The organism is Paraburkholderia sp. (assembly GCF_024281035.1).
Lineage (GTDB): Bacteria > Pseudomonadota > Gammaproteobacteria > Burkholderiales > Burkholderiaceae > Paraburkholderia.
In genome coordinates, this window is record NZ_JAMXLH010000045.1 from 1 (window position 1) to 20,607 (window position 20,607).

At 66.3% G+C, this 20,607-nt stretch carries 19 protein-coding genes; 2 read left to right on the forward strand and 17 right to left on the reverse strand.

What is annotated here, in order from left to right; all coding sequences use genetic code 11:
- Nucleotides 1-667, reverse strand: a 667-nt coding sequence (locus Q0L30_RS14170) for an AMP-binding protein (RefSeq protein WP_296657322.1), incomplete at its 3' end; no start/stop codon positions are given.
- Nucleotides 668-1,302: 635 nt separating this feature from the next.
- Nucleotides 1,303-1,806: a hypothetical protein gene (locus Q0L30_RS14175; RefSeq protein ID WP_296657323.1), complete on the reverse strand. Its 504-nt coding sequence runs from the start codon at nucleotides 1,804-1,806 to the stop codon at nucleotides 1,303-1,305.
- On the opposite strand from Q0L30_RS14175, the gene Q0L30_RS14180 reads away from it, so the two are divergent.
- Nucleotides 1,805-2,107, forward strand: coding sequence for a hypothetical protein (locus tag Q0L30_RS14180; protein WP_296657324.1), 303 nt, complete (start codon nucleotides 1,805-1,807; stop codon nucleotides 2,105-2,107). The two genes, Q0L30_RS14175 and Q0L30_RS14180, sit on opposite strands and share 2 nt — an antisense overlap.
- Nucleotides 2,108-2,148: 41 nt before the next feature.
- Here Q0L30_RS14180 and Q0L30_RS14185 read toward each other — a convergent pair whose 3' ends face one another.
- The 14 genes from Q0L30_RS14185 to gbpA form a co-directional block, all read right to left on the reverse strand.
- Nucleotides 2,149-2,832, reverse strand: a complete 684-nt coding sequence (locus Q0L30_RS14185) for a response regulator transcription factor (RefSeq protein WP_296657326.1) — start codon at nucleotides 2,830-2,832, stop codon at nucleotides 2,149-2,151.
- A 23-nt stretch (nucleotides 2,833-2,855) separates the two neighbouring features.
- Nucleotides 2,856-3,395, reverse strand: a complete 540-nt coding sequence (locus Q0L30_RS14190; protein ID WP_296657327.1) for a type II secretion system protein — start codon at nucleotides 3,393-3,395, stop codon at nucleotides 2,856-2,858.
- Nucleotides 3,382-3,768, reverse strand: coding sequence for a type II secretion system protein (locus Q0L30_RS14195; RefSeq protein ID WP_296657329.1), 387 nt, complete (start codon nucleotides 3,766-3,768; stop codon nucleotides 3,382-3,384). The genes Q0L30_RS14190 and Q0L30_RS14195 overlap by 14 nt, the downstream gene beginning before the upstream one ends.
- Nucleotides 3,743-4,231: a type II secretion system protein gene (locus tag Q0L30_RS14200; protein ID WP_367277826.1), complete on the reverse strand. Its 489-nt coding sequence runs from the start codon at nucleotides 4,229-4,231 to the stop codon at nucleotides 3,743-3,745. Before Q0L30_RS14200 ends, Q0L30_RS14195 begins: the two co-directional genes overlap by 26 nt.
- Nucleotides 4,228-6,354 (reverse strand): secretin N-terminal domain-containing protein, encoded by a 2,127-nt coding sequence (locus Q0L30_RS14205; RefSeq protein ID WP_296657331.1) that lies wholly within the window; start codon nucleotides 6,352-6,354, stop codon nucleotides 4,228-4,230. Before Q0L30_RS14205 ends, Q0L30_RS14200 begins: the two co-directional genes overlap by 4 nt.
- Before the next feature lie 34 nt (nucleotides 6,355-6,388).
- Nucleotides 6,389-6,940, reverse strand: a complete 552-nt coding sequence (locus Q0L30_RS14210; protein ID WP_296657333.1) for a hypothetical protein — start codon at nucleotides 6,938-6,940, stop codon at nucleotides 6,389-6,391.
- Entirely contained in the window at nucleotides 6,937-7,491 is a 555-nt protein-coding gene (locus Q0L30_RS14215; RefSeq protein WP_296657334.1) for a hypothetical protein, read from the reverse strand. Before Q0L30_RS14215 ends, Q0L30_RS14210 begins: the two co-directional genes overlap by 4 nt.
- 2 nt (nucleotides 7,492-7,493) lie before the next feature.
- Nucleotides 7,494-8,009: a hypothetical protein gene (locus tag Q0L30_RS14220; protein WP_296657337.1), complete on the reverse strand. Its 516-nt coding sequence runs from the start codon at nucleotides 8,007-8,009 to the stop codon at nucleotides 7,494-7,496.
- Complete coding sequence (locus tag Q0L30_RS14225; protein WP_296657339.1) at nucleotides 8,006-8,809, reverse strand: hypothetical protein; 804 nt, start codon at nucleotides 8,807-8,809, stop codon at nucleotides 8,006-8,008. Before Q0L30_RS14225 ends, Q0L30_RS14220 begins: the two co-directional genes overlap by 4 nt.
- The gene (locus Q0L30_RS14230) at nucleotides 8,790-10,439 is read right to left on the reverse strand and encodes a GspE/PulE family protein (protein ID WP_296657341.1); all 1,650 of its coding nucleotides are present in this window, start codon (nucleotides 10,437-10,439) and stop codon (nucleotides 8,790-8,792) included. Before Q0L30_RS14230 ends, Q0L30_RS14225 begins: the two co-directional genes overlap by 20 nt.
- Nucleotides 10,440-10,487: 48 nt before the next feature.
- The gene (locus Q0L30_RS14235; protein ID WP_296657344.1) at nucleotides 10,488-11,678 is read right to left on the reverse strand and encodes a type II secretion system F family protein; all 1,191 of its coding nucleotides are present in this window, start codon (nucleotides 11,676-11,678) and stop codon (nucleotides 10,488-10,490) included.
- Nucleotides 11,675-12,199, reverse strand: a complete 525-nt coding sequence (locus Q0L30_RS14240) for a lytic transglycosylase domain-containing protein (RefSeq protein ID WP_296657346.1) — start codon at nucleotides 12,197-12,199, stop codon at nucleotides 11,675-11,677. The genes Q0L30_RS14235 and Q0L30_RS14240 overlap by 4 nt, the downstream gene beginning before the upstream one ends.
- A complete protein-coding gene (gspG, locus tag Q0L30_RS14245; protein ID WP_296657349.1) occupies nucleotides 12,174-12,620 on the reverse strand; it encodes a type II secretion system major pseudopilin GspG in 447 nt (148 codons plus the stop codon). Before gspG ends, Q0L30_RS14240 begins: the two co-directional genes overlap by 26 nt.
- A 238-nt stretch (nucleotides 12,621-12,858) precedes the next feature.
- Nucleotides 12,859-14,340: an N-acetylglucosamine-binding protein GbpA gene (gbpA, locus tag Q0L30_RS14250; protein WP_296657352.1), complete on the reverse strand. Its 1,482-nt coding sequence runs from the start codon at nucleotides 14,338-14,340 to the stop codon at nucleotides 12,859-12,861.
- Between the two features lie 386 nt (nucleotides 14,341-14,726).
- Here gbpA and Q0L30_RS14255 point away from each other — a divergent pair, with 386 nt between their 5' ends.
- A complete protein-coding gene (locus Q0L30_RS14255) occupies nucleotides 14,727-17,783 on the forward strand; it encodes a glycosyl hydrolase family 18 protein (protein ID WP_296657354.1) in 3,057 nt (1,018 codons plus the stop codon).
- A gap of 135 nt (nucleotides 17,784-17,918) precedes the next feature.
- Here the strand turns inward: Q0L30_RS14255 and Q0L30_RS14260 are convergent, their stop codons facing one another.
- Nucleotides 17,919-20,216, reverse strand: a complete 2,298-nt coding sequence (locus Q0L30_RS14260; RefSeq protein ID WP_296657356.1) for a CHASE2 and HATPase_c domain-containing protein — start codon at nucleotides 20,214-20,216, stop codon at nucleotides 17,919-17,921.
- Nucleotides 20,217-20,607 lie beyond the last annotated feature (391 nt).

Consider the following 20,607-nt stretch of genomic DNA (forward strand, 5'->3'; position numbering starts at 1 on the left):
CGATCACGCTGTGCACCGCTTCGCAGCCGCCCATCGCGAGCGCTTCGTCAGCGATGTTCTTCAGCGGCAGCGCCTTGCCGCCGCGCATCTGCTCGTCGGCGGTGATGAGCGCGACCGCGCCCACGTCCACTACGCGCTCGTTGAGCGACTTCGACGAGAAGCCGCCGAACACCACCGAATGCGTCGCACCGATGCGTGCGCACGCCTGCATCGCAACCACGCCTTCAATCGACATCGGCATGTAGATCACGACGCGGTCGCCCTTCTTCACGCCGCGCTTTTTGAGCGCGTTCGCAAAGCGCGACACGCGCGCGAGCAGATCACGGTAAGTGACACGGGTGACGGCGCCGTCGTCGGCTTCGAAAATGATCGCGACGCGCTCGCCCAAGCCCGCTTCGACGTGACGGTCGAGGCTGTTGTACGAAGCGTTGAGTTCACCGTCCTCGAACCACGTGTAGAACGGCGCGTTCGATTCGTCGAGCACCTTCGAGAACGGCTTGTGCCAGCTCAGGGTTTCGCGTGCAAGACGCGCCCAGAAGCCCTCGTAATCGCGCTCGGCTTCCGCGCAGAGTGCCTTGTAGGCATCCATGCCCGACACCGTCGCGTTCGCCACCATTTGCGCGGACGGCGCGAACACGCGCTCTTCCCGCAGGACTGATTCCAGCATACGTTTGTCTCCTTCATGAATTCAGCTGCCGAGCAAGCAACAGAAGGCCATATATTTATTTCATTGCAATTGCAGACTGCGTTTTGTGTTTTATATAGCCTCGAACGACGATAACCGCACTCACTTACCCCAAACTTACGCACCACCCTTGCATTTACCCTGGTGTCCGCCAGGCGGATGTCATGGTGGCGTCGGGTTTTACCCGTGTGCGCCGGGTGCAGTTGCGCACGATCATTGCACAGGATCGCGCCCTGTGCTTGCTTTATGTGCGCAGTCACTCCCTCAAATTCCGCGCGATCGGCTCAAAATAACCCGCGCAGATGCAGCAACGTGTCTGTTCGCCCGCCGCACCCCACGCACCCCGCATAGGTCCATTCTTCACGCAACGCGCGCCACGGCGCACCGCCCCGATCGGGTGGCGCAACGCAGCGTCTCGAAGTCCACATGAAGCTCAAGGAAGCGCAACGCGTTGCATACGCACGCAAGCGCGCCGCATGGTGCTCATATGATTCTCGTTTTGATTGCGCACGCAATTTGATGCGGAGGCCCTGGTATCAAGGCTGCAAAGAAAGACTGGCTCCACGCCGCGGAACAAAAAGCGGGCGCCCGCGCAACCGCCCGCCATCGCCATGGCGTTAGCGATGATGCCCGCCGCCCATACCGCCCCGAATCATGTCGCCGCCGTGAAAGCCACCGCGAAAGCCGCCTCGAAAGCCGTCGCCTCGAAAACCATCGCCACGAAAGCCGTCGCCACGAAAGCCGCCATGCATGCCGGGCATGACGCGTATGCCGGGGTGGACGAACCGGACGGTTCTTATCGGGTGGAAACGATGAAAGCGGTCGATGAAGATGAACGACGCCCCAACCGCCACGGGCGGCCACCAGCCGTAGGCCGGCCACGCCTCCGCGGGATAGGAGAGCGTGCCGTAGTCGGCCTGCACGATGGTCCATGTGCCGTCCGGCTGCAGACACGCAAGGCCGCTGAACTGCTGCGGCGCGCCGTCAATGTCGGCGGTCCCCGTGACCGTCCGGCAGACGGGACCAGCAGACGGCGTGTCCATGACTTGCTGCGACACGGCCGATGTCGAACCGACCGCCAGCGCGCAGCACACAATGGCGAAGCCGGGAAGTTTGCGCATGATGTCGCCCCTGGCGATGGACCGGTCACGCGGCGTGCGCGATGCGCGCCGGTGCCGTGAAGACCCCATCGATACGCCTGGCACGCGGCGCGCATTCTGCCGTGGGCCGAGCGGCGACGCCGGACTGCACGTACGTGTCAACTCCAAAACGACCGGCGCCGGGGCGCTATTCCACCGTGGCGGCGGCGACAGACGGCTCATCCGTTACCGAATATTGGCGTCGATTCCGCGCATCGAGCGATGCGCCTCGTGGTGTGCGAGCGGCGTGGCTTGGCGCGACGCGTTGCTGACGAACTGCTGACGCGGACCGCCGATCCGGCCGCGCGCCGATGCGCCCGGGGATTACACCCGTTCAAGCCGATAGCCGTGGTTGTAGATCGTGGAAATGACGAGCCCGTTCTTCGAACGCAGCCCGAGACGCGAGCGCAGCTTGCTGACATAGGTCGCGAGCGTCGCGTCGTATTTACGGTCGATGCCGCCCCAGATCCGCTTGATCAGCGCATCCTTCGGCACGATCCGCCCGACGTTCTCGAACAACATCAGCGCGAGATCGAACTCGCGCTGCGACAGCTCGACCGGCACGTCCGCGACGAGCGCCGCGTGTGCCTCGGGATCCAGCGCGAAGTGGCCGATTTCGATGCGCTTGCCCTGGCGCTGCTCGGGGTAATACTTGCGCGCCTGCGCGCCAACGCGGGCGATCAGCTCGCGCTCGCGCAACGGCTTGATCAGGTAGTCGTCGGCGCCGTTGTTCAGGCCGTAGACGATGTCCTCCTCGCCGTCGTGATGCGTCATGATCACGATCGGCATCTGCCCGCCGAACTGGCCGCGCACCCAGCTCATGACCTCGACGCCCGACTTGCCCGGCACGTCCCAGTCGAGCAGCAGCACGTCCACGCGCTGGTTCTGCACGAGCGCGATGAAGCTGTCGCCGTCGTGGCGCACGATCACGTCATACCCCGCCTTCTCCAGCCAGGCAGCCACGGTATTCGCCTGGGTCACCATGTCTTCCAGAATACCGACAATCATTTCCACTCCCTGTTCGATGGGCTTTACGGACTGCCAGGCGATGCCGACGATGTCGTCGATGCCTGCGGTGAGGCGGCTATCGGCGACGGCAGATACACGAACGCCCAGTCAGCATACGCGTCCTTGCCGTCGAAGCCCGCATAGTCGTCCGGGAAACCCTGTTGCTTCAGTGGCCTGCCTTCCGCTTTGCTGTAGACGCCCATCACGCCGCCTTCCGGCGCCTCGATGAGGCCCCATTCGCGGCTGCGCGTCAGCGGGTCCGGATACACGCGCCGCAGATGGCGCAACGGCTGCGGACCGCGACGGTCTTCGACGAGCGCATCGAGCGACGCCGGGAACCGGCTGCCCTCCGCCGAATTGTAATAATGCGCGATCGCCTGGCGAATCTGGTCGCCGACGAACAGCAGTTGCGCTTCGCGGTCGCGCTGCTGGACCGTCTTCCAGATCCGCGCGGCCTGGGTCGCGCCGAGCGCCAGCGCACCGGTCAGCAACAGCACCCCGAGATACGCGATGCCGCGCGCCGAATCGCGCCGACTATGCGGCCCGCGCTCACCACGCCGCATACTCGCCCCCGTTCAGCGCACGGCCCTTCGCGCCGCTCCTCACGTCGTACACACCACCGGTTTCGCCCGGCACGAGCACCCAGGTGGTGCGCCTGCCGGTCAGCGGATCGATCGGCACGTCGCGTAGATAGCGGCCATCGACGAGCGCCTGCAGCGAGTCCGGATCGCGCCCGTGATCCGCGCGGTAGTCGTCGATCGACTCGCGCAGCGTGTTCAGATTGTGGCGCAGCACGGTTTCCTTCGCGCGGTCGCCCTGCTTCAGATAGCCGGGCGCGACGAGCGCCGTCAGCGCCGCGATGATCGCCATCACGACGAGCAGTTCGATCAGCGTGAAGCCGCGCGTGCGCCTACCACTGGTGGTACGGGACGCCATTCAGCCCCTCCATTCGGTTGCGTGAGCGCACATCGAACACGTCGGCGCCCGGCGAGAACGCGTCCGGATCGCTGGCGTAGCTGCGGGTTTCCCACATCGCTTCCGGCGCAGTGCCTTCGCATTCGCACATCGGGTCGACCGGAATCCGCCTCAGGAAATAGAGACGTTCGCCATTCGCACTCTTCTTGTCCTCGACGCCGTCGACAAGCGTGCGCAGATCCTCCGGATAGCCGCTCTCGTCGACACTGCGTTCGATGCGGCCCGCGTCAGCCGCGCGCTTGTATGCGTCGAGCGCGGTGCGGATCGTCACCAGCGCGCGCCGCAGTTCCGCCTCGTTCGCACGCCGCTTGACGAGATCGGACAGCGGCAGCGCGACGGTCGCGAGCAACGCGAGCAGCGTCAACGCCACGAGCAGCTCGATCAGCGTGAAGCCGCGCGCGCGGCGGCGGGGCCGTGCCGTCACGTCAATGCTCCGGAGCGCACGGCTATGCGCGCCGACGTGCCGGGCGCGGCCGGAAGCCGTAAGGCCGCATCCAGCGCGCGCACGAATCGATCCGCGTTCGTTTGCGGATGCGGCGCCGTGGCTTCGGCGCCGCGCGTCCGCATCATTCCCGTGCCGTGCGGCGAATGCGCGTCGACATCCTCGGCCTCTGCATCGTCCGGGCGTGCGGCCGCCTGCGGTGCGTTCGATTGCTCCGCACCGGCCGGGCCGGTCGCTTCACCCGCCGCTTCATCGGCCGCTTCATCCGCCGCTTCATCATCCGCATCGCCGGGCAGAATCGGCTCGTCGAGTTCGGGCGGCGTCGTGCGGGCCGCAGCGCCCGGCGCGAACGCGGCATCGAGCGTCAGCGCCTCGGTTGTGATGCGGGTTTCCGTGCCGGACAAGAACGTCGTCACGGCCGCTTCCGGCAGGTCGAGGTTGCGCTCGATGTGCGGCGTGACCAGCAGCACGATCTCGGACTTCTCGCTGGCCGTCGCGTTCGTACCGAACAGGCGGCCGATCACGGGCAGCCCGGACAGCCCCGGCAGCCCGATGATGTCGTCGCTTTCGCTGCGCTTGACGAGGCCCGCGAGGATCTGCGTCTCGCCGTTCTTCGCGGTCATCAGCGTCTCGGCGTTGCGCGTGCCGAGTGCATACGCAACGAGGCCTGTCTTCGTCGTTTCCTTCGACAGAATGCTGCTGACTTCGAGGTTCACCCTCACGCTCACTTCGTCGTTCAGGCTGATGCGCGGCTCGACCTTCAGGATCAGGCCCACGTCCTGGTAGCTGACCGATTCGCTGACGACGCCGTTCGCGTTGGTCGTCGTGACGATCGGCACGCGCTCGCCGATCTTGATGTTGGCCTTCTCCATGTTGCGCACGCGGATCTTCGGATTCGCGAGCGTCTTCGTCTTGCCCTGCTTCTGCAGCATATTGATCGCCGCCGACAGCACGCCGGTATCGCCGGACACGCCGATCCGGTCGCGGTTGATCCGGAGCAGGTCGCCAAGCGTCGTCGGCAGCGAACCGTCGCCGCCGGGCGCGTTGAACTGGATCCTTCCCGGATACTGGACGCCCAGATCGATCTTGTCGTTCATGTTGAGTTCGAGCACCTGCACGTCGAGCGTGACTTCCGACTGCGCAATGTCGAGTCCCATCACGATGCGCTCGGCGACCTGGATCGTTTCCGGCGTATCGCGCACAACGACCGCGTTGATGCGCTCGTCGACGTACACGTCCTTCGGCTTGATCATCTGGCGCAGCGCGGCCATCACGGATTTCGCATCCGCATGCGACAGGAAGAACGTGCGCAGCGCGAACTCCTGGTAGTTGCGCACCTTGTCGGGTTGCGCCGGGTAGATCAGCAGCGTGTGCTTGTCGAGCACCTTTTTGTCGAGCTGGTTGGTGCGCAGCAGCAGGTTGATCGCGTCCTCGGCGGTCGTGCGCCCGGCGAGCAGCGTCGCGGGCTGATCGACCTGCACGTCGCGGTCGAACACGAAGTTCACGCCGGACATGCGCGAGATCACGTCGAAGATGCCCGACAGCGGCTGCGAGCGGAAATTCAGCGACACCGGCTTGCGCAGCGCGTCGGCGAGCTGCGGCCGCGTGGTGCGGCTCGCCTTCGACGCGCGCAGCAGCGCGTCGTTCAGGCGCTTCGACTCCGGGTGGTTCGGCTGCTCCGCGAGGATGCCGCGCACGATTTCGAGCGCTTCCTGCGGGCGGCTGTCGCGCAGGCGCGCCGCGCGCGCATAGTCGATCTGTATCTGCTGGCGGCGCTCGATCCGGTGCAGATCCTGTTGCGCCTTCAGGTTGCCGGGCTCCTCGCGCAGCACGTTGGCGAGATGCTCGATCGCGGCCCCGTATTCGCCTTGCGACGCATCGGCTTCGGCCTCTTTCAGCTCGATGCGCACGTAGTCCTGCTGGCGCGTCGGCACGGCGGCGGCGAGATCGAGATCGTCCGGGGCGGCCTGCTGCCGCGTCTTCAGCGCGGCGAGTTCGTTGGCCGCGGACGCGGTATCCGGCGCAACGGAGTGGAATGCGGTGCCCGCGCAGCCCGTCAGCGAGAACGCTGCGAGCAGGACGAGCAGACTGGCGACACGTTTCATGATGAGGTTCGATGCAGGTTGAAAGGAGCCGGACTCAGGGCGTGAGTCCCGGCGTGGGCAGCGCGATTTCGGCGCCGTTGGCGTCGACAATCAACGCCTCGCGATCGGTCAGGTGCTTCAGCCGGTAGCCGGGGGCGATCTCGTCGCCCGGTCCGACCGCGCCGCGCACGTCGCAGCGACGTTCGCAGAGGAGCCGCAGTTCGGGTCCGGTTTCGGGCGCGGCCTGGAGCATGGTTTCGAGCACAACCACGCGCCGCCCGCCCTCGCGCCATTCGCCTGTCACCGCGAACGGCGGCGCAGCCGGTTCGGGTTCGGGCTCGGGCGCGGCGACGTCGGCGCCGCCGAACGCGTCGGGATCGATCTGCGCAGGCATCTCGGGAATCTCGGGTGCAGCAAGCTCGCCGAGCGCGTCCCAACGTTGCGCAGGAAACAGATCGACCGATGCGGACACATCGGTTGTGTTGCCAACGGGTTCGTCAGCGAATGCAACGGACGTGAGGGGCGCCACGGCAGCTAACGCCGCCACGGCAAATGCGAGCGACGCCGCGCGCGCGACGCGTTGCCGGGTGCGAAGCGAGGCCGTCATGCGTCCGGCCCCAGCAGGCTCACGCGCAGGTTGATCTCAAGCTGCGCGGTGTCGATCCTGTCGCGTTCGAGCGCGACGCTCTCGACCCTCGCCATCGGTTGATCCGCGATCGCACGCAATGCCTCGCGCAGCCCGGCATACGGTCCCGACGCGGCGATGTCGATCGTCAGCCGACGCAACTTGCCTTTCGCCTCGATCTCGTGCCGGTAGGTCGCGTGTTTGCGCGCGATGCCGTTCTGCTCAAGCAGCTCGAACACCGAATACGCCTGTTCGCGCACCCGCAGCTTCTGCACGTCGCGCAGCGTCATGCCGTGCGCGTTCTGCGCCGCGCCCGGCTTCTGTATCGCGGCGAGCGCCTTGCGTGCGGCGGCCCGCTCTGCATCGAGCCGTTCCGTCTCGGGGTTGAAATAGCAGGCGCAGGCAACCGGCACGGCGGCGAGCACGGCCACAGCCGCGAGTCCTGGCACGCCGAGCCGGCGTCCAGCCGCGTAAGCGCGCCAGCGGGCACGCTCGCGCAACTGGCCGAAATCGATGCGGGTCCTGATGTTCATGTTCATTCGACGCTCACGCTGAAGAGATGGATCGTCCGGCCATCGACCACCTTCGCGCGGTGCTGCAGCAGGCCGGTGCGCCGTTCGGCGCGCCCGTCGTTCAAACGTTCGACGAACTGATAGATATGCGACAGGCTTGCCGCGCCGCCTTCGATCCGCGCGACGGTGCCTGCCTTGTCGACGCTCAGCGAGGTCAGCGCGAGGTCCGGCGTCCAGGCGCGCTCGATCCGGTCGACGACCGGCAGCGCCGAGCCTTCCGTGTGCGTCTGCTGCGCGGCGATCACACGCTCGATCCGTTTCTGCTCCGGCGTCATGCTCTTCCGGCGGCGCTGTTCGCGTTCGTGCGCGCGCTGCCGCTGGTCGAGCTGCGCCTGGATCTGTTCGACTTCGTCATTCAACGCATCGACGCGCACCGCCTCCTCGGCGGCGAATGCGGCGGTGAGCGCCGCCGCGCCGATCATGGCGGCGGCCCATGGCGTAATCCGGCGCCGCACGGGCGCGAAGTCCAGCGACCTCATGCCGCCACCTCGGCCTGGAGCCGATCGAGCAGCGTCGCGCCGCCATCGTGAACGTGAGCGTCGTCCTTGCCATCGCGCATGTCGATGCACTCGTCGATGCGCTCGTGCGCGTCGAGCATGCTCACGAAGGTCCGGCCATCGGGCGGCTGAGCGCACATCAGCGCCGCGGCGCCAATCAGATCGCCGAGATGCTGCCCGGCATGGCGCGGCAGCGTGACAACATCGCGCCATTCGCCATCGCAGCGGAACAGGCACGTCACGACACCGGGCTGCAACAGCACGAAGCAGCAATCACCCGTCCCGAGGCTCGCCCGTTGTTTCCGCAGCGCAGCAGATAACGCTGCCGAAAGTGCATCGCGGCAGCCCGCGAGTTGCCAGCCCGCCGCACGGCTGACCTCGGCGCAGGCGCGCAGCACGTCGTCGTGCAGCGCAACCGCGAGCCGCGCGCTGCCGAAGCGCGCATACGCGACGCGCACCGCAAGCGGCACGCGCAGCGCACGCGCCTCGAACAGTGCGCGGGCATAGGCTTGCCACGCGGATTCGGAGCACAGGCCCGACTGCCACGGCAACACCGCCGCATGCGCCCACGGATGCCCGATGCGCAGATAGAGCCGGTTGCGAAACGCGCCGCGCACCTTCGGCAGCGCGCCGAGCACCGTTGCGAGCGCAACCGCCGGATCGCCGCCGTGCTCCGCCGCGAACGCCGGCTCGCCGGCGTAATCGCGCGCCCCGGCGCCGGTCCAGACGCGCAGCCGCTGCGCATCCGCGACGGCATGGACATCATTGAAGATCGATTGCACGCTGCACCTCCTGGAACGTGGTCAAGCGCTGGCGAATCGCCGCCAGCGCGGCGTCGCGCATGGACTGGTAGTCAGCGTTGCCCGCAAGCGCCTGCTCGCGCCTGTCGAGCGAGCGCGCAAGCAGCGCCGATTTCATCGCCGCGTCGAGCGTCAGAATCTCGGCAAGTCCGATCCGGCCGTGATAACCGGTGCCGCGGCACGCGTCGCAGCCCGCGCCCGGCGTCACGAATTGGCGCAGATCGTCGAGCGACGCGCCCTCGAGCGCGCTGCCGTCGCCGTGCGCACCGCCGTCCGTGTTACCGCACGTGGCGCAGATGCGCCGCACGAGCCGCTGCGACACGACGCCGTTCAGCGCCTCAAGAAACGTCGACGGTTCGACGCCCATGTAGATGAAGCGATCGATCACGCTGAAGCCGTCGTTCGCGTGCACGGTCGACAGCACGCGGTGGCCGGTCAGCGCGGACTGCACCGCAATCGAGGCCGTTTCCTCGTCGCGGATCTCGCCGACCATCACGGTGTCCGGGTCGTGCCGCAGGATCGCGCGCAGCCCGCGCGCGAAGGTCAGTCCCTTGCGCTCGTTGACGGGAATCTGCAGCACGCCGGGCAGTTCGTATTCGACCGGGTCTTCGATGGTGACGATCTTGTCTTCGCCGTGATTAAGCTCGGACAGCACCGCATAGAGCGTCGTCGACTTGCCGCTGCCGGTCGGGCCGGTTGCGAGCATCAGCCCGTATGGCCGGTTGGCGAGCGCACGCACGCGCCGCGCGGTGCGCGCGTCGAAACCGAGCACGTCGAGGCTGATCCGCTCGCCGCGCTGCGACTTGTCGAGCACGCGCAGCACCGCATTCTCGCCATGCGTGCCCGGAATGACCGACACGCGGTAATCGATCTCGCGCCCTTGCAAAACGACCTTGAAGCGGCCGTCCTGCGGCACGCGCTTTTCGGCGATGTCGAGCGACGCGAGCACCTTGAGGCGCGACATCGTCTGCGTCGCGACATCGACGCCCGGAATGCGCCGGATCGCCTGCAGCACGCCGTCGATCCGGTAGCGGATTGCCAGCCCGTCCGGCGCCGCTTCGAGGTGAATGTCGCTCGCACGGCTTTGCAGCGCGTCGTACAGCGTCATGTTGACGAGCCGGATGATCGGGCTTTCGTCCTTCGCGATGCTCGCGGGCGTGATCGACTCGATGGCCTGCGCGAGCGAATCGCCGTGCGGGCCGAGCGTCACGTCGCCGTCCATCAGCCGCTCGGTCGCTTCGGCATCCTGCAGCAGCCGCTCGACTTCGCCCGGCATGCTCATCGCGGTCACCGCCGACGCATTGGGAAAGCGCGCGAGCAATGCGTCGCGCGCCGCACGCGAAAACGGATCGGCCAGCACGAAATACGGCGCGCCGTCGAGCTCGACCGGCAGCACGCGCAGCGTCAACGCGTCATGCAGCGGCAGCAGGTCGAAACGCGTCCCGGCCGCTTGCAGCACATCCGGCTGAAACGCGTGCACGCCGAGCGCGACGGCCGCTTCGTCGAGCAGGCGCGGGTCGCTGGCGATCAGGCGCGAAACGTAGTCGGCGATGCCGAGCCCGGCGTCGGCCGCTTCGGTTTGCCAGAGTCCGGCGAGAAAATTCGTAGGCATGTTCAGTTATCCTGCCCGGTTCGGGCCGCGCATCACGCTGCGGAGCGGTCAGCCAATGCTGCCCGCGAGTTCGAAAATCGGCATATAGAGCAGCACGACCACCGCGCCAACGATGCCGCCGACCACGAGCATCAGCACCGGCTCGAACACCTTGCTGGCCATTTCGATTGCGCGGTCGAGCGCCGAATCGTGGAACTGCGCGATGTGCTCGCACATCCCGCCGAGATCGCCGCTCTGTTCGCCGACCCGCAGCAGCCGTTCGGCGACCGGCGTCGTCAGCGCGTGCTGCGCGAGCACGGCCGATACCGTTCGGCCCGCACGCAGCTCGACGAGCGCGGTATCGAGCCGTGCGCGATGCTGCGCGGGCAGCGTCTTGCCCGCAAGTTCGAGCGCGCCGAGCGCGGGCGTGCCGCCTTCGATGAGAAGACCCGTCGTGCGGTAGAAACGCGTCAGCGCGAATAGCCCGGCGATGTCGCGCACTTTCGGCACGCGCCACATCAGCCTCGCGCCCAGCCGCTTTGCCGCGCCGCCGCGGATTGCGCCGACTGCGAGCACTGCCGCCGCCGCGAGCGCGACGCCCATCGCGCCGCCGTGCTTCGCCAGCAGGTTCGACCACGCGAGCATCGCGCGCGCGGTCGCGGGCAGCGTGTTCATGGTTTCGAACACCGTCGCGAAGCGCGGAATCACGAAAAACGCCATGAACATCAGAATCGCGCAGCCGATGCCGATCACGAGCGCCGGGTAGACGAGCGCGTCCGTCACCCGCTTGCGAATCTGCGCAATGCGCATTTCGTACTGCAGATAGCGCTTCAGCACGACCGGCAACTGGCCGCTGCCTTCCGCCGATTCGATGGTGGCGACGAGCAGCGCCGGAAACACGTCCGGCTGCTTCGCAAGCGCCTTCGAGAACGGCTGACCCTCGACCATCACCCCGACCACGCGGTCGAGCACGGGTTTCGATCCGCGATCCGCGCCCGCCTTGTCGCGCAGCGCTTCGAGCGCCTCGATCAGCACGAGGCCCGCGTCGAGCAGCGTCGACAGCTCCTGCAAAAACAGCGTGAGCGCGAAAGCCGGCGCCTTGCGGCGCGCGCCAAAGCGCGCGCGGCGGCCGATCTTCAGCACGATCCCCGACGACGCGCCGAGCTGCGCGCGCACATCCGCTGCGTCGCGGCCGTGAACGACGCGCTCGACCAGCTTGCCGTCGACAAGCAGGCGAACGTCGAATGCCTGCGTGCTCATTGCGCCCACTGCGCGAGTTCGGCCATGCTCGTCGCGCGATCTCGCGTGAGCTCGGTGTACGTTTCCCACACCTTCGTCGCATACGCCTTGCGAGCCGGCGCGCGCTTCGGCGACGAACCGGCGTTGTACGCGCCGACCGCATTCCACGTATAGCCGTGGCGGTCGATGAAGCCCGCCAGGATCGACGCACCCGTGTCGATCGACGTGCACGGCTCGTCGATCAGCCGCTTGCGCGTCACGCCCACTTTGACGAGGCGCGGCAGGTGCGTGCTGTTGATCTGCATGAGGCCGATGTCGTAGGTGCCGTTGCTGTTGCGATTGAACGCACGGGGGTCCATCGAGGATTCGACCTTCGCAATGGCCGCGAGCAGCAGCGGATCGATGCCGTAACGTTCGCCCGCGCGGGTCCAGCAATCCTTCGCGGCGGCGCAGGTCGCGCACACCGCCATGCCTGCCATCGCGAGCAGCTTGCACGCTTGCGCGCGCAAGCTGCGCTTACATGCCGTAGACGAGATCCGCATCGACCCCACTCCCGCCCTGTCGGCCATCACGCCCCAGCGAGACGATTTCCGCCTCGCTGTCGCGGCCCGGCACGTTCCATTGATACGCACGCCCCCACGCGTCCCTCGGCACCGCCTTCGCGAGATACGGCCCGTTCCAGCCTTCCGCGGCCTGAGGCTCGGCAACCAGCGCGTCGAGCCCTTCCTCCGCACCCGGATAGCGGCCCGTGTCGAGACGGAACTGCGTGAGCGCGTCGCCGAGCGTCTTCATCTGCGCCTCGGTCGTCTTGACCTTCGCCTTGTCGACCTGCGAAAAGAGCTTCGGGCCGACATAGCCCGCGAGCAGCGCGATGATGAGCAGCACGACCAGCAGTTCGAGCAGCGTGAAGCCTTGTTGCGCGCGCAGCGGTCTGCCCGCGCGAAATGCACGATTGAGTTTCAAGATTTCTGTCCTCGTTGGGATGACGATCGGTGTCGATCGAGGTCCGGTGCGGCGCGCCGGGTTGCAACGCCTGCATGGCGCGGCGCCAGAAGAGATGCGTGAAGACTGTCGATGAAGGCATTTTCCCGGCTGATCGACATCGCCTCAATCAAGCTCAACGAAGTCTCAAAAGTCGCCGGGGAAACGAAAAAAACCGCGCATCGAGCCGATGCGCGGTCTTCGAAGTCAAAGCAACGACTTACTTGCTGCAGGTGCCCAGATCCCGCCAGACCTTGCCGGAGTAGTCCGGGCCGGTGGTCGCCGGATCGCCCGGCATCTCGCCGCGAGTCCACCAGCGAGCCTGATAAACGCGGCCCTTGTACTGCACCTTGCCGTTGGTCTTGTACGCCGTGCCGTTCTTCCATTCAGCGTGGCACTTCGCGCCGGTGCCGCCGGTCTCGCCGCCAGTGGCTTCGCCGATCAGCTTGAATGTGATGGTTTCCTGCTTCAGCGTGCCGCCGTCGATCTGCGACGTCGCAACCGCCGTATGCGCACCCGCCTTCGCGTTCGCGATGTCGACGCTCACGTCGCCCTGCGTCTGCATCTTCAGCGACTTCGAGCCGACCAGCGAATTCGCTGCGTCGTACACCTTCACTGCGACGTTCGTGTCCTTCTGGTGGTTGAACTTCACGAAGAACTTCGCGGTCGCCTTGCCGTTCTGGATCTTGAACTCGGAGTTGCTCGTGATGCTGAAGCCTTCGTCAATGCCGACTTCGGGCTTTTGCTCGATCGTCGTCTCGGTGCGCACGACGCCGCTGCCGCTCTTCGCATACACGTCGTTCTTGCCGAGCGCCGGTTCGATGACGCCGTCACGCTCGATGCCTGCAAGCAGGCTCGCGCTTTGCGCGCGGTTGATTTCCTTCGCGAGCAGCATCGACCACATGTTGCGCTCGCCCTGCTCCGCCTTGTCGATCGTCACCGTCGTCTTCATCGACGGCACTTCGCCGCTCGACTTGAACACGCGGTTCGTGACCGTGTCGCCGACGTTCAGGTCCATCGTCGGCGCAATGCTGCCGACCGTCGACCACTCCGGCTTGGCCGGCTCAACCGGCTCGACCGGCTGGGCGCCGCCGCCGTCCGACTTGATGTTCAGGTCGGCGACGTTGTACCACATGTTGGACGTATCCGCGACGTGCCACGTCGCCAGCATCACGTGATGGCCGGTGCGATCCGTTGGAATCGTGCAGTTATGCGCGCCGATAGCATCGGCTTTCTTGCCGTGGGCGTCGATCGTGCAGAACGGCGTGAGGTCGAACTGATCGCGCGTGAGCTTCGCGTTCGGGTTCCAGCCCTGCTTCGTCAGGTAGTACTTGAAATCCTTCGTCTTGTGCGGTGCGGTGAACACCCACTTGAAGTTGTGCGCGCCCTGCTTGATGTCGTTGATCTTCCAGCGGTCGACCGACTGCGCGTTCAGTTCGCTGAATTGCGAAACGCCGCCGCTCGCGATCTGGCCGTCCGGCGCGCCGGCTTGCGGGAAGCCCTGCTTGCCTTCGACGCTTTGCGGTTCCCAGGTGACCTGGCCGCAGTTGAAGTTCTGGGCCTTGCCCGCGTGCGAGCTGCACAGCAGGTTGCGCGACGGCGGCTCGGACAGATAGCCGTGCGCAGCCGCGTGCTGGGCGAAGAACATGGATGCGCACGCGACGAGCGGCGACAGTTTGAAGAGGGTACGGCGATTACTCATAGTCTGGTGTCGAATGAACGGTCAGTCGATATCGCTTTCGATAGCAATGTGGATCGTTGCCGGCAAATCTTCCGGCGCGAATACGCTGCCGGATGCGTCGCCGAATGCGTGACCCATTGGCAATCCGTGCAGCGCGGAACGGAGTTTCGACGAAGGCTGTCGCACCGGAAATCATCCTTAACAATTCCTCAAAGAATCGCCGCAGCGGCGTGCATCGGGGTTTGGGGCCGGAAACGCTGAGACAACGCTGAGACAACGCTGAGACAACGCTGAGACAGCGTTGAGACAACGTTGAGGTTGATTGGCGGTCCCGTCCGGGATGAAAACAATGCGCAGGGCTTCCCAGCCCCCCATTTCATTCATCAAGGACGACGATTAAATTGAGCTTGAAAAAATCTTCCCGCCACCCGATGCCCGCCATCGCGGCCGGCGGAATCCCTGCACTCGTCACCGCGACGATTGCAGCGGCCAGCGCGCTTTGTTTCGCGAACGCGGCGCTCGCCGCGCCCGGCACCCCCAACCTCAAGGCGTACGAAATCACGTCGCAGCCGCACGGCTTCGTCGAGATCAATCTGGAAAAAGCCAATAGCGGCGCACCCGCCTACAAGGACGTCGTCAAGCTGAACCAGCAGGTCAACGTGCCGCTGCCGTTCAACATCTGGAGCGGCGGCACCGCGGTGAAGGCCGTCGCCGTGGTCGACGGCGTGGTCGACCCGTCTTCCGAGATCCAGTTGACGCCGGGCACGGCGCAAAGCGGCACCGTCTTCGCGAACGTGGCGACGCCCGGCGTGAAGAAGATGCAGGTGCGCGCAATCGACGCGAACGGCGCATCCAGCGACAGCACGCCGTTGTCGGTGACCGTGTTCGACACCGTCTCCGAACTCGCGGACGACCTGCCGAACAACGCGAGCTCGCATCACAAGCCGTATGCGAACAAGTCGGGCTCGGTGGTCGGCAGCTACTTCGCGACGTGGTCGATCTATGAACGCAAGTTCAATGTGGACAACGTACCGGTCGAGAATCTCACGCACCTGCTCTACGGCTTCGTGCCGATCTGCGGCGGCGCGAACGTGAATGCGTCGCTCGCGCATGACATGCCGAGCTCGTTCAGAACGCTGCAGTCGAGCTGCGCCGGTCTGCCCGATTTCAGCGTCGCGATCCACGACATCTACGGCGAAATGGCGAAGTCGCTGCCGGGTCAGGGCACGAACTCGAAGCTCAAGGGCGTGCTCGGCCAGATGATGGCCGCGAAGAAGCGCAACCCGGACCTGAAGATCCTGCCGTCGATTGGCGGCTGGACGCTTTCGGACCCGTTCTTCCAGATGCACGATGCGGCCAAACGCAAGGTGTTCGTCGATTCCGTCGAGCAGTTGCTGCGCACGTGGAAGTTCTTCGACGGCGTCGACATCGACTGGGAATTCCCCGGCGGCAAGGGCGCGAATCCGCAAATCGGCGATCCGGTGAAGGACGGTCCGCTGTACGTCACGCTGATGAAGGAACTGCGGCAGATGCTCGACGGCCTGTCGCAGGAAACCGGCAAGACCTACCAGCTGACGTCCGCGATCGGCGCGGGCAAGGACAAGATCGACGTGGTGAACTACAAGGACGCCACGAAGTACATGGACTACATCTTCGACATGACGTACGACTACTACGGTGCGTTCAGTCTGACGAAGCTGGGTCACCAGGCGGCGATGTACGCACCGGCATGGAGGCCGGACACCGTGTACACGACCGACAACTCGATCAAGGCGCTGATCGCGCAGGGCGTCGATCCGAAGAAGCTCGTCGTCGGCGCGGCGGCCTATGGCCGCGGCTGGACGGGCGTGTCGGGCTACACCGACGGCAATCCGTTCACCGGCACGGCGAAGGGGCCGCACGCCGGCCAGTGGGAAAAGGGCGTCATCGACTACAAGGAACTGAAGGCGAAGATGATCGGCGCGAACGGCGTCGGCATCAACGGCTACGAGTACCACTACGACCAGGCCGCGGAAGGCCCCTATGTGTTCAACAAGAGCACGGGCGACCTGCTCACGTTCGACGATCCGCGCTCGGTGCGCGCGAAGGGCGACTACGTGCGCGCGCAACAACTGGGCGGCCTGTTCTCCTGGGAAATCGACGCCGACGACGGCGACATCCTGAACGCGATGCACGCGGGTCTCGGCCACGATGAAGGCGGCAGCGCTCCGGCCAACCATCCGCCGGTCGCCAACGCCGGTCAGAACATGACGGTGAACGGCGCGCAGACCGTCACGCTCGACGCATCGAAGTCGCGCGATCCGGATGGCGACAAGCTGACCTACCAGTGGGAGCAGGTACAAGGCGCGCCGCTCGCGATTGCCGACGCGGCCAGCGTGAAGGCGAGCGTCGCGATCCCGGCCGTCGAGCAGGAGACGAACTTCGTGTTTCAGGTCACGGTGACCGATCCGGCCGGACTTTCGTCGAGCGCGCGCGTCACGGTGACGGCGCAGGCCGAAGCGACGATCGCACCGCCGGCCGAGAACCAGCCGCCCGTCGCGCATCTGAGCGGCCCGGCAACGGCCGACGCGGGCCAGACAGTCACGCTGTCCGCTGCGAAATCGAGCGACCCGGACGGCGACAAGCTCACGTTCGCCTGGACGGTGCCGGGCGGCATCGAAGCGCAGAAGAACGGCGCGACGCTGACGTTCACGGCGCCGCCGCTCAGCGCCGACAAGACGTTCACGTTCGAGGTGAAGGTCAGCGACGGAAAGCTGTCGGCGACGGCGAAGCATTCGGTGCTCGTGAAGGCTGCGCAGACCGGTGGCGGTGAAAGCGGTGGTAACGGCGGCAATGGTGGTAACGGTGGTGGTGAAAGCGGCGGTAACGGTGGCAACGGCGGCGGTGAAAGCGGCGGCAACGGCGCACATCCGCAGTACAAGCCGGGCACGCAGTACAAAGCTGGCGACGTCGTGACGAACGGCGGCAAGCTGTATCAGTGCAAGCCGTTCCCGTTCAGCGGCTGGTGCTCCGCTGCGCCGAGCGCGTATGAACCGGGCAAGGGCTTCGCGTGGTCCGACGCGTGGACGCTCATCGGCGAAAGCAGCGGTTCGGGTAATGGCTCCGGCAACGGCTCGGGTGGCGGCGAAAACGGCGGCTCGGGTAACGGTTCCGGCAACGGTTCGGGCAGCGGCGAAAGCGGCGGCTCGGGTAACGGTTCCGGCAACGGTTCGGGCAGCGGCGAAAACGGCGGCTCGGGCAACGGTTCCGGTAACGGTTCCGGCAACGGCGAAAGCGGCAGCTCGCACCCGTCGTACAAGGAAGGCACGAAGTACGGCCCGGGCGACATCGTCTCCAACCACGGCAAGCTCTACCGCTGCAAGCCCTCGCCGTTCGGCGGCTGGTGCTCGCTGGCTGCGTGGGCGTACGAACCCGGCAAGGGGACGGCGTGGGATCAGGCGTGGGAGGTCTACCAGGGTCGATAACCCCGGCTGAAAAATGACGTGCGCCGCGTGCCGGAATATCGGCCGCGGCGCAGGCGGCAGGCATCGAAGGATGCACATGCCGTTTCTCATCCCGCCCCGCGAACGCAAGCTCGCGGGGTTTTCTCGCTGAACGCGCTATTCGGCCAGCGCGTCCGCCTCGACCCTCGGCAGACGAATCGTGAAGCTGCTGCCGCGGCCCGGCGTCGACGCGACGTCGATCCGGCCGCCGTGTCGCGTAACGACCGCCTGCACGAGCGGCAACCCGAGACCGACGCCGAGCGCGGGATCGTCGCTCGCACCCGCTGCCTGAAAAAACGGCTCGAACAAATGCGGCAGCGCGTCGGCGGCAATGCCGATGCCGCGATCCTCGACGCGAATCACCACGTCGACATCCTGCGTCTCGACGTGGACATCGACCGTCGTTCCAGGCGGCGAGTACTTGATCGCGTTGTCGAGCAGATTGATGAGCGAACGCAACAGCATGTCGCGGTTGCCGAGCACGAAGGCCTCGTCGCCGTGCACGTGCGGCCCCTCGACGTCGATCTTCTTCGCCGCCGCGCCATGCCAGACCTGATCGACGGCCTCGGCCGCGAGATCCGCGGCGGCCAGCGGCACATAGGTGCGGGCATCGAGATGCTCGGCGCGCGACAGTTGCGTGAATTCCTGCGCGACGCGCAGGCTGTAATCGACGAGCCGCTGCAGGTTCGCGAGAAAATCCGCGTCCGTGCGGCGCCCGCTCGCCCCGTGTTCGTTGAGCAGCAGCAGCATCGTCGCGAGCGGATTACGCAGATCGTGCGCCATGTGCCGCAGCGTCATCCGGTCCCGCTCCGCCGCGGCCTTGATCTCGTGCACGTCGACGAAGCAGATCATGCTGCCCGCGTCCGCGAGATCGGCGCCGTCGCCGAACGGCGTCACCATCATCATCTGCGTGCGCCCGTTCAGCGTCAGCTCGGCCGTGCGGATTTCGCACGACGCCTTTGCAGCGGCGCTTTCCTTGCGCGCGAGCGAGAGAATCGCGCGATGCGCCTCGTCCTGATCGTCGCCCGCGAGCAGGTCGAGCAACTCGCGCCCCTGCTCGTTGCTCAGCACGAGCTTCGAGCCCTGCTCGACGAACACCGGATACGGCAGCGACTGAATCAGTTCGACATACGCGGTGCGGGATTCGCGAATGCGGCGCATCAGGTCGCCGATCTCGTCGATGGGCCGCGAATCGTCCGAAACCGGCGGCAGCACGCCGCCCGCCGTGCCGGAACGCAGCACGTCCAGCTCGCGCTGCAGCGCACTGTGCGCATTGTTCGCGCGCCGCCAGCCATACACCGCATAGACGAGTACGCAGATCGCCAGCGCCGGTCCGACCGGCATCCAGTGATGGCTCACCTGCGGCAGCACGGACAGCGCCGCGATGACGAAGACCGCCCATCCGAATGCGAACAGGTTCAGACGGCGGCGCGGCGTGAGCACGCAGATCGCGATCATGCCGAGCGCGATGCCCACGCCGATCGCCATCTGCGCGAGCGGCGGCACGCGCAGGTCGATGCGGCCGTGAAGCAAGGCATTGGTGGCGATTGCGTCGATCTGCACGCGGGCCAGCGGCGCGCTCGCTGCGGACAGCCGGTATGGGCCGCCCGCGAGATCGGTCGCCGTGTCGCCGACGAATACGATCCGCCCCGCCAGCGCGCTGTCCGGCACGCGCCCTTCGAGCACGTCGATATAGGAATACTGATCGAGATTGAAATGCGTCGGCAGCGCGAGCGCCAGTGCGCCGGGCACGATCTGCCCCATCGACGACACCTGCGCCTGGATGAAGCGGCGAATATCGCGCAGCGGCTCGACGTCGCCCGCGACGCGCAGCGCCTGCAGCACCACGTGCGGCTCCTCCTCGCCCGTCGCACGCACCTTGAGATACGGCACGATGCCCTGCACCGTATGGCCCGCCCCGACGAGCAGATTGCGCTGGCCGATTGCGGCAGCCGCCGCGGCTAGCGCCGGCGACGGCGGCAGCACCACCTCCGCGTGGCCGACCTGCGCGCTCGACTGCGCGCTCAGCACGACGCGCCCATGCCGGGCGATTGCGGGCGCGAGCAGTGCGTCCTCCGGTTGCGGCGTCACCATCGCGAAATCGAGACACACGGCCGCCGCGCCATGCAGGCGCGCGAGCAGCCGCACATCCGTCGCCCGCGAATAGGCAGCGACCGGCCCGAGCGCCGCGACCGTGCGCGCATCGATCACGACGGTCGCGACCCGGCTACGGCTGACCGGCCGCGCGCGCGGCGCAACGAGCCCCCAGTGAAGGCGGTCGAGCGGCGCGAACAGCACCTCGCCGGCCGGCGTATAGCCATACGCGGCAGCGGCGAGCAAACCGATCGCGACGCCCCAACTGGAAAAGCCCGCGCCGACGATCTGATCGAGCACGCGCGCGAATCCTCTACGCATGTACGTTTTTCCTCTGTCTTATTCGGACATCCGCATTCGGTGCAATCGATCCGCACAGCCGATCCGCACAACTGCACCGCTTGATCGTCGTGATGACGGCATGGCCTGCTCCGGATGGGAATCACAGCAAGAACAATGCATCGGGGTGCAACGTGCAGCGGGCCGGATGATGTCCGGCGAATGCGCAATAGGAACCGAACGATCCCGAACGGGAATCGCGGCTGGAACAATGAATCGGGATGCAATATGCGGCGGACCGGACGATATCCCGGCGGATGCGGGAGCCGGTCCGAATGACCCTGGATCGGGCTGGATCGGGATCGGGAGACTCAGCGATGGTATCCAATCGCTACTGGAAAAAGCGCCTCAAAGCCTGTTTTTAGTTCTTGTC

Bases quoted from the DNA above. Each gene is read 5' to 3' on its own strand.
- Q0L30_RS14180 (WP_296657324.1), top strand. From the start codon at position 1,805: ATGATGTCGCCCCTGGCGATGGACCGGTCACGCGGCGTGCGCGATGCG.
- Q0L30_RS14175 (WP_296657323.1), bottom strand. From the start codon at position 1,806: ATGCGCAAACTTCCCGGCTTCGCCATTGTGTGCTGCGCGCTGGCGGTC.
- Q0L30_RS14185 (WP_296657326.1), bottom strand. From the start codon at position 2,832: ATGATTGTCGGTATTCTGGAAGACATGGTGACCCAGGCGAATACCGTG.
- Q0L30_RS14190 (WP_296657327.1), bottom strand. From the start codon at position 3,395: ATGCGGCGTGGTGAGCGCGGGCCGCATAGTCGGCGCGATTCGGCGCGC.
- Q0L30_RS14195 (WP_296657329.1), bottom strand. From the start codon at position 3,768: ATGGCGTCCCGTACCACCAGTGGTAGGCGCACGCGCGGCTTCACGCTG.
- Q0L30_RS14205 (WP_296657331.1), bottom strand. From the start codon at position 6,354: ATGAAACGTGTCGCCAGTCTGCTCGTCCTGCTCGCAGCGTTCTCGCTG.
- Q0L30_RS14210 (WP_296657333.1), bottom strand. From the start codon at position 6,940: ATGACGGCCTCGCTTCGCACCCGGCAACGCGTCGCGCGCGCGGCGTCG.
- Q0L30_RS14215 (WP_296657334.1), bottom strand. From the start codon at position 7,491: ATGAACATCAGGACCCGCATCGATTTCGGCCAGTTGCGCGAGCGTGCC.
- Q0L30_RS14220 (WP_296657337.1), bottom strand. From the start codon at position 8,009: ATGAGGTCGCTGGACTTCGCGCCCGTGCGGCGCCGGATTACGCCATGG.
- Q0L30_RS14230 (WP_296657341.1), bottom strand. From the start codon at position 10,439: ATGCCTACGAATTTTCTCGCCGGACTCTGGCAAACCGAAGCGGCCGAC.
- Q0L30_RS14235 (WP_296657344.1), bottom strand. From the start codon at position 11,678: ATGAGCACGCAGGCATTCGACGTTCGCCTGCTTGTCGACGGCAAGCTG.
- Q0L30_RS14240 (WP_296657346.1), bottom strand. From the start codon at position 12,199: ATGCGGATCTCGTCTACGGCATGTAAGCGCAGCTTGCGCGCGCAAGCG.
- gbpA (WP_296657352.1), bottom strand. From the start codon at position 14,340: ATGAGTAATCGCCGTACCCTCTTCAAACTGTCGCCGCTCGTCGCGTGC.
- Q0L30_RS14260 (WP_296657356.1), bottom strand. From the start codon at position 20,216: ATGCGTAGAGGATTCGCGCGCGTGCTCGATCAGATCGTCGGCGCGGGC.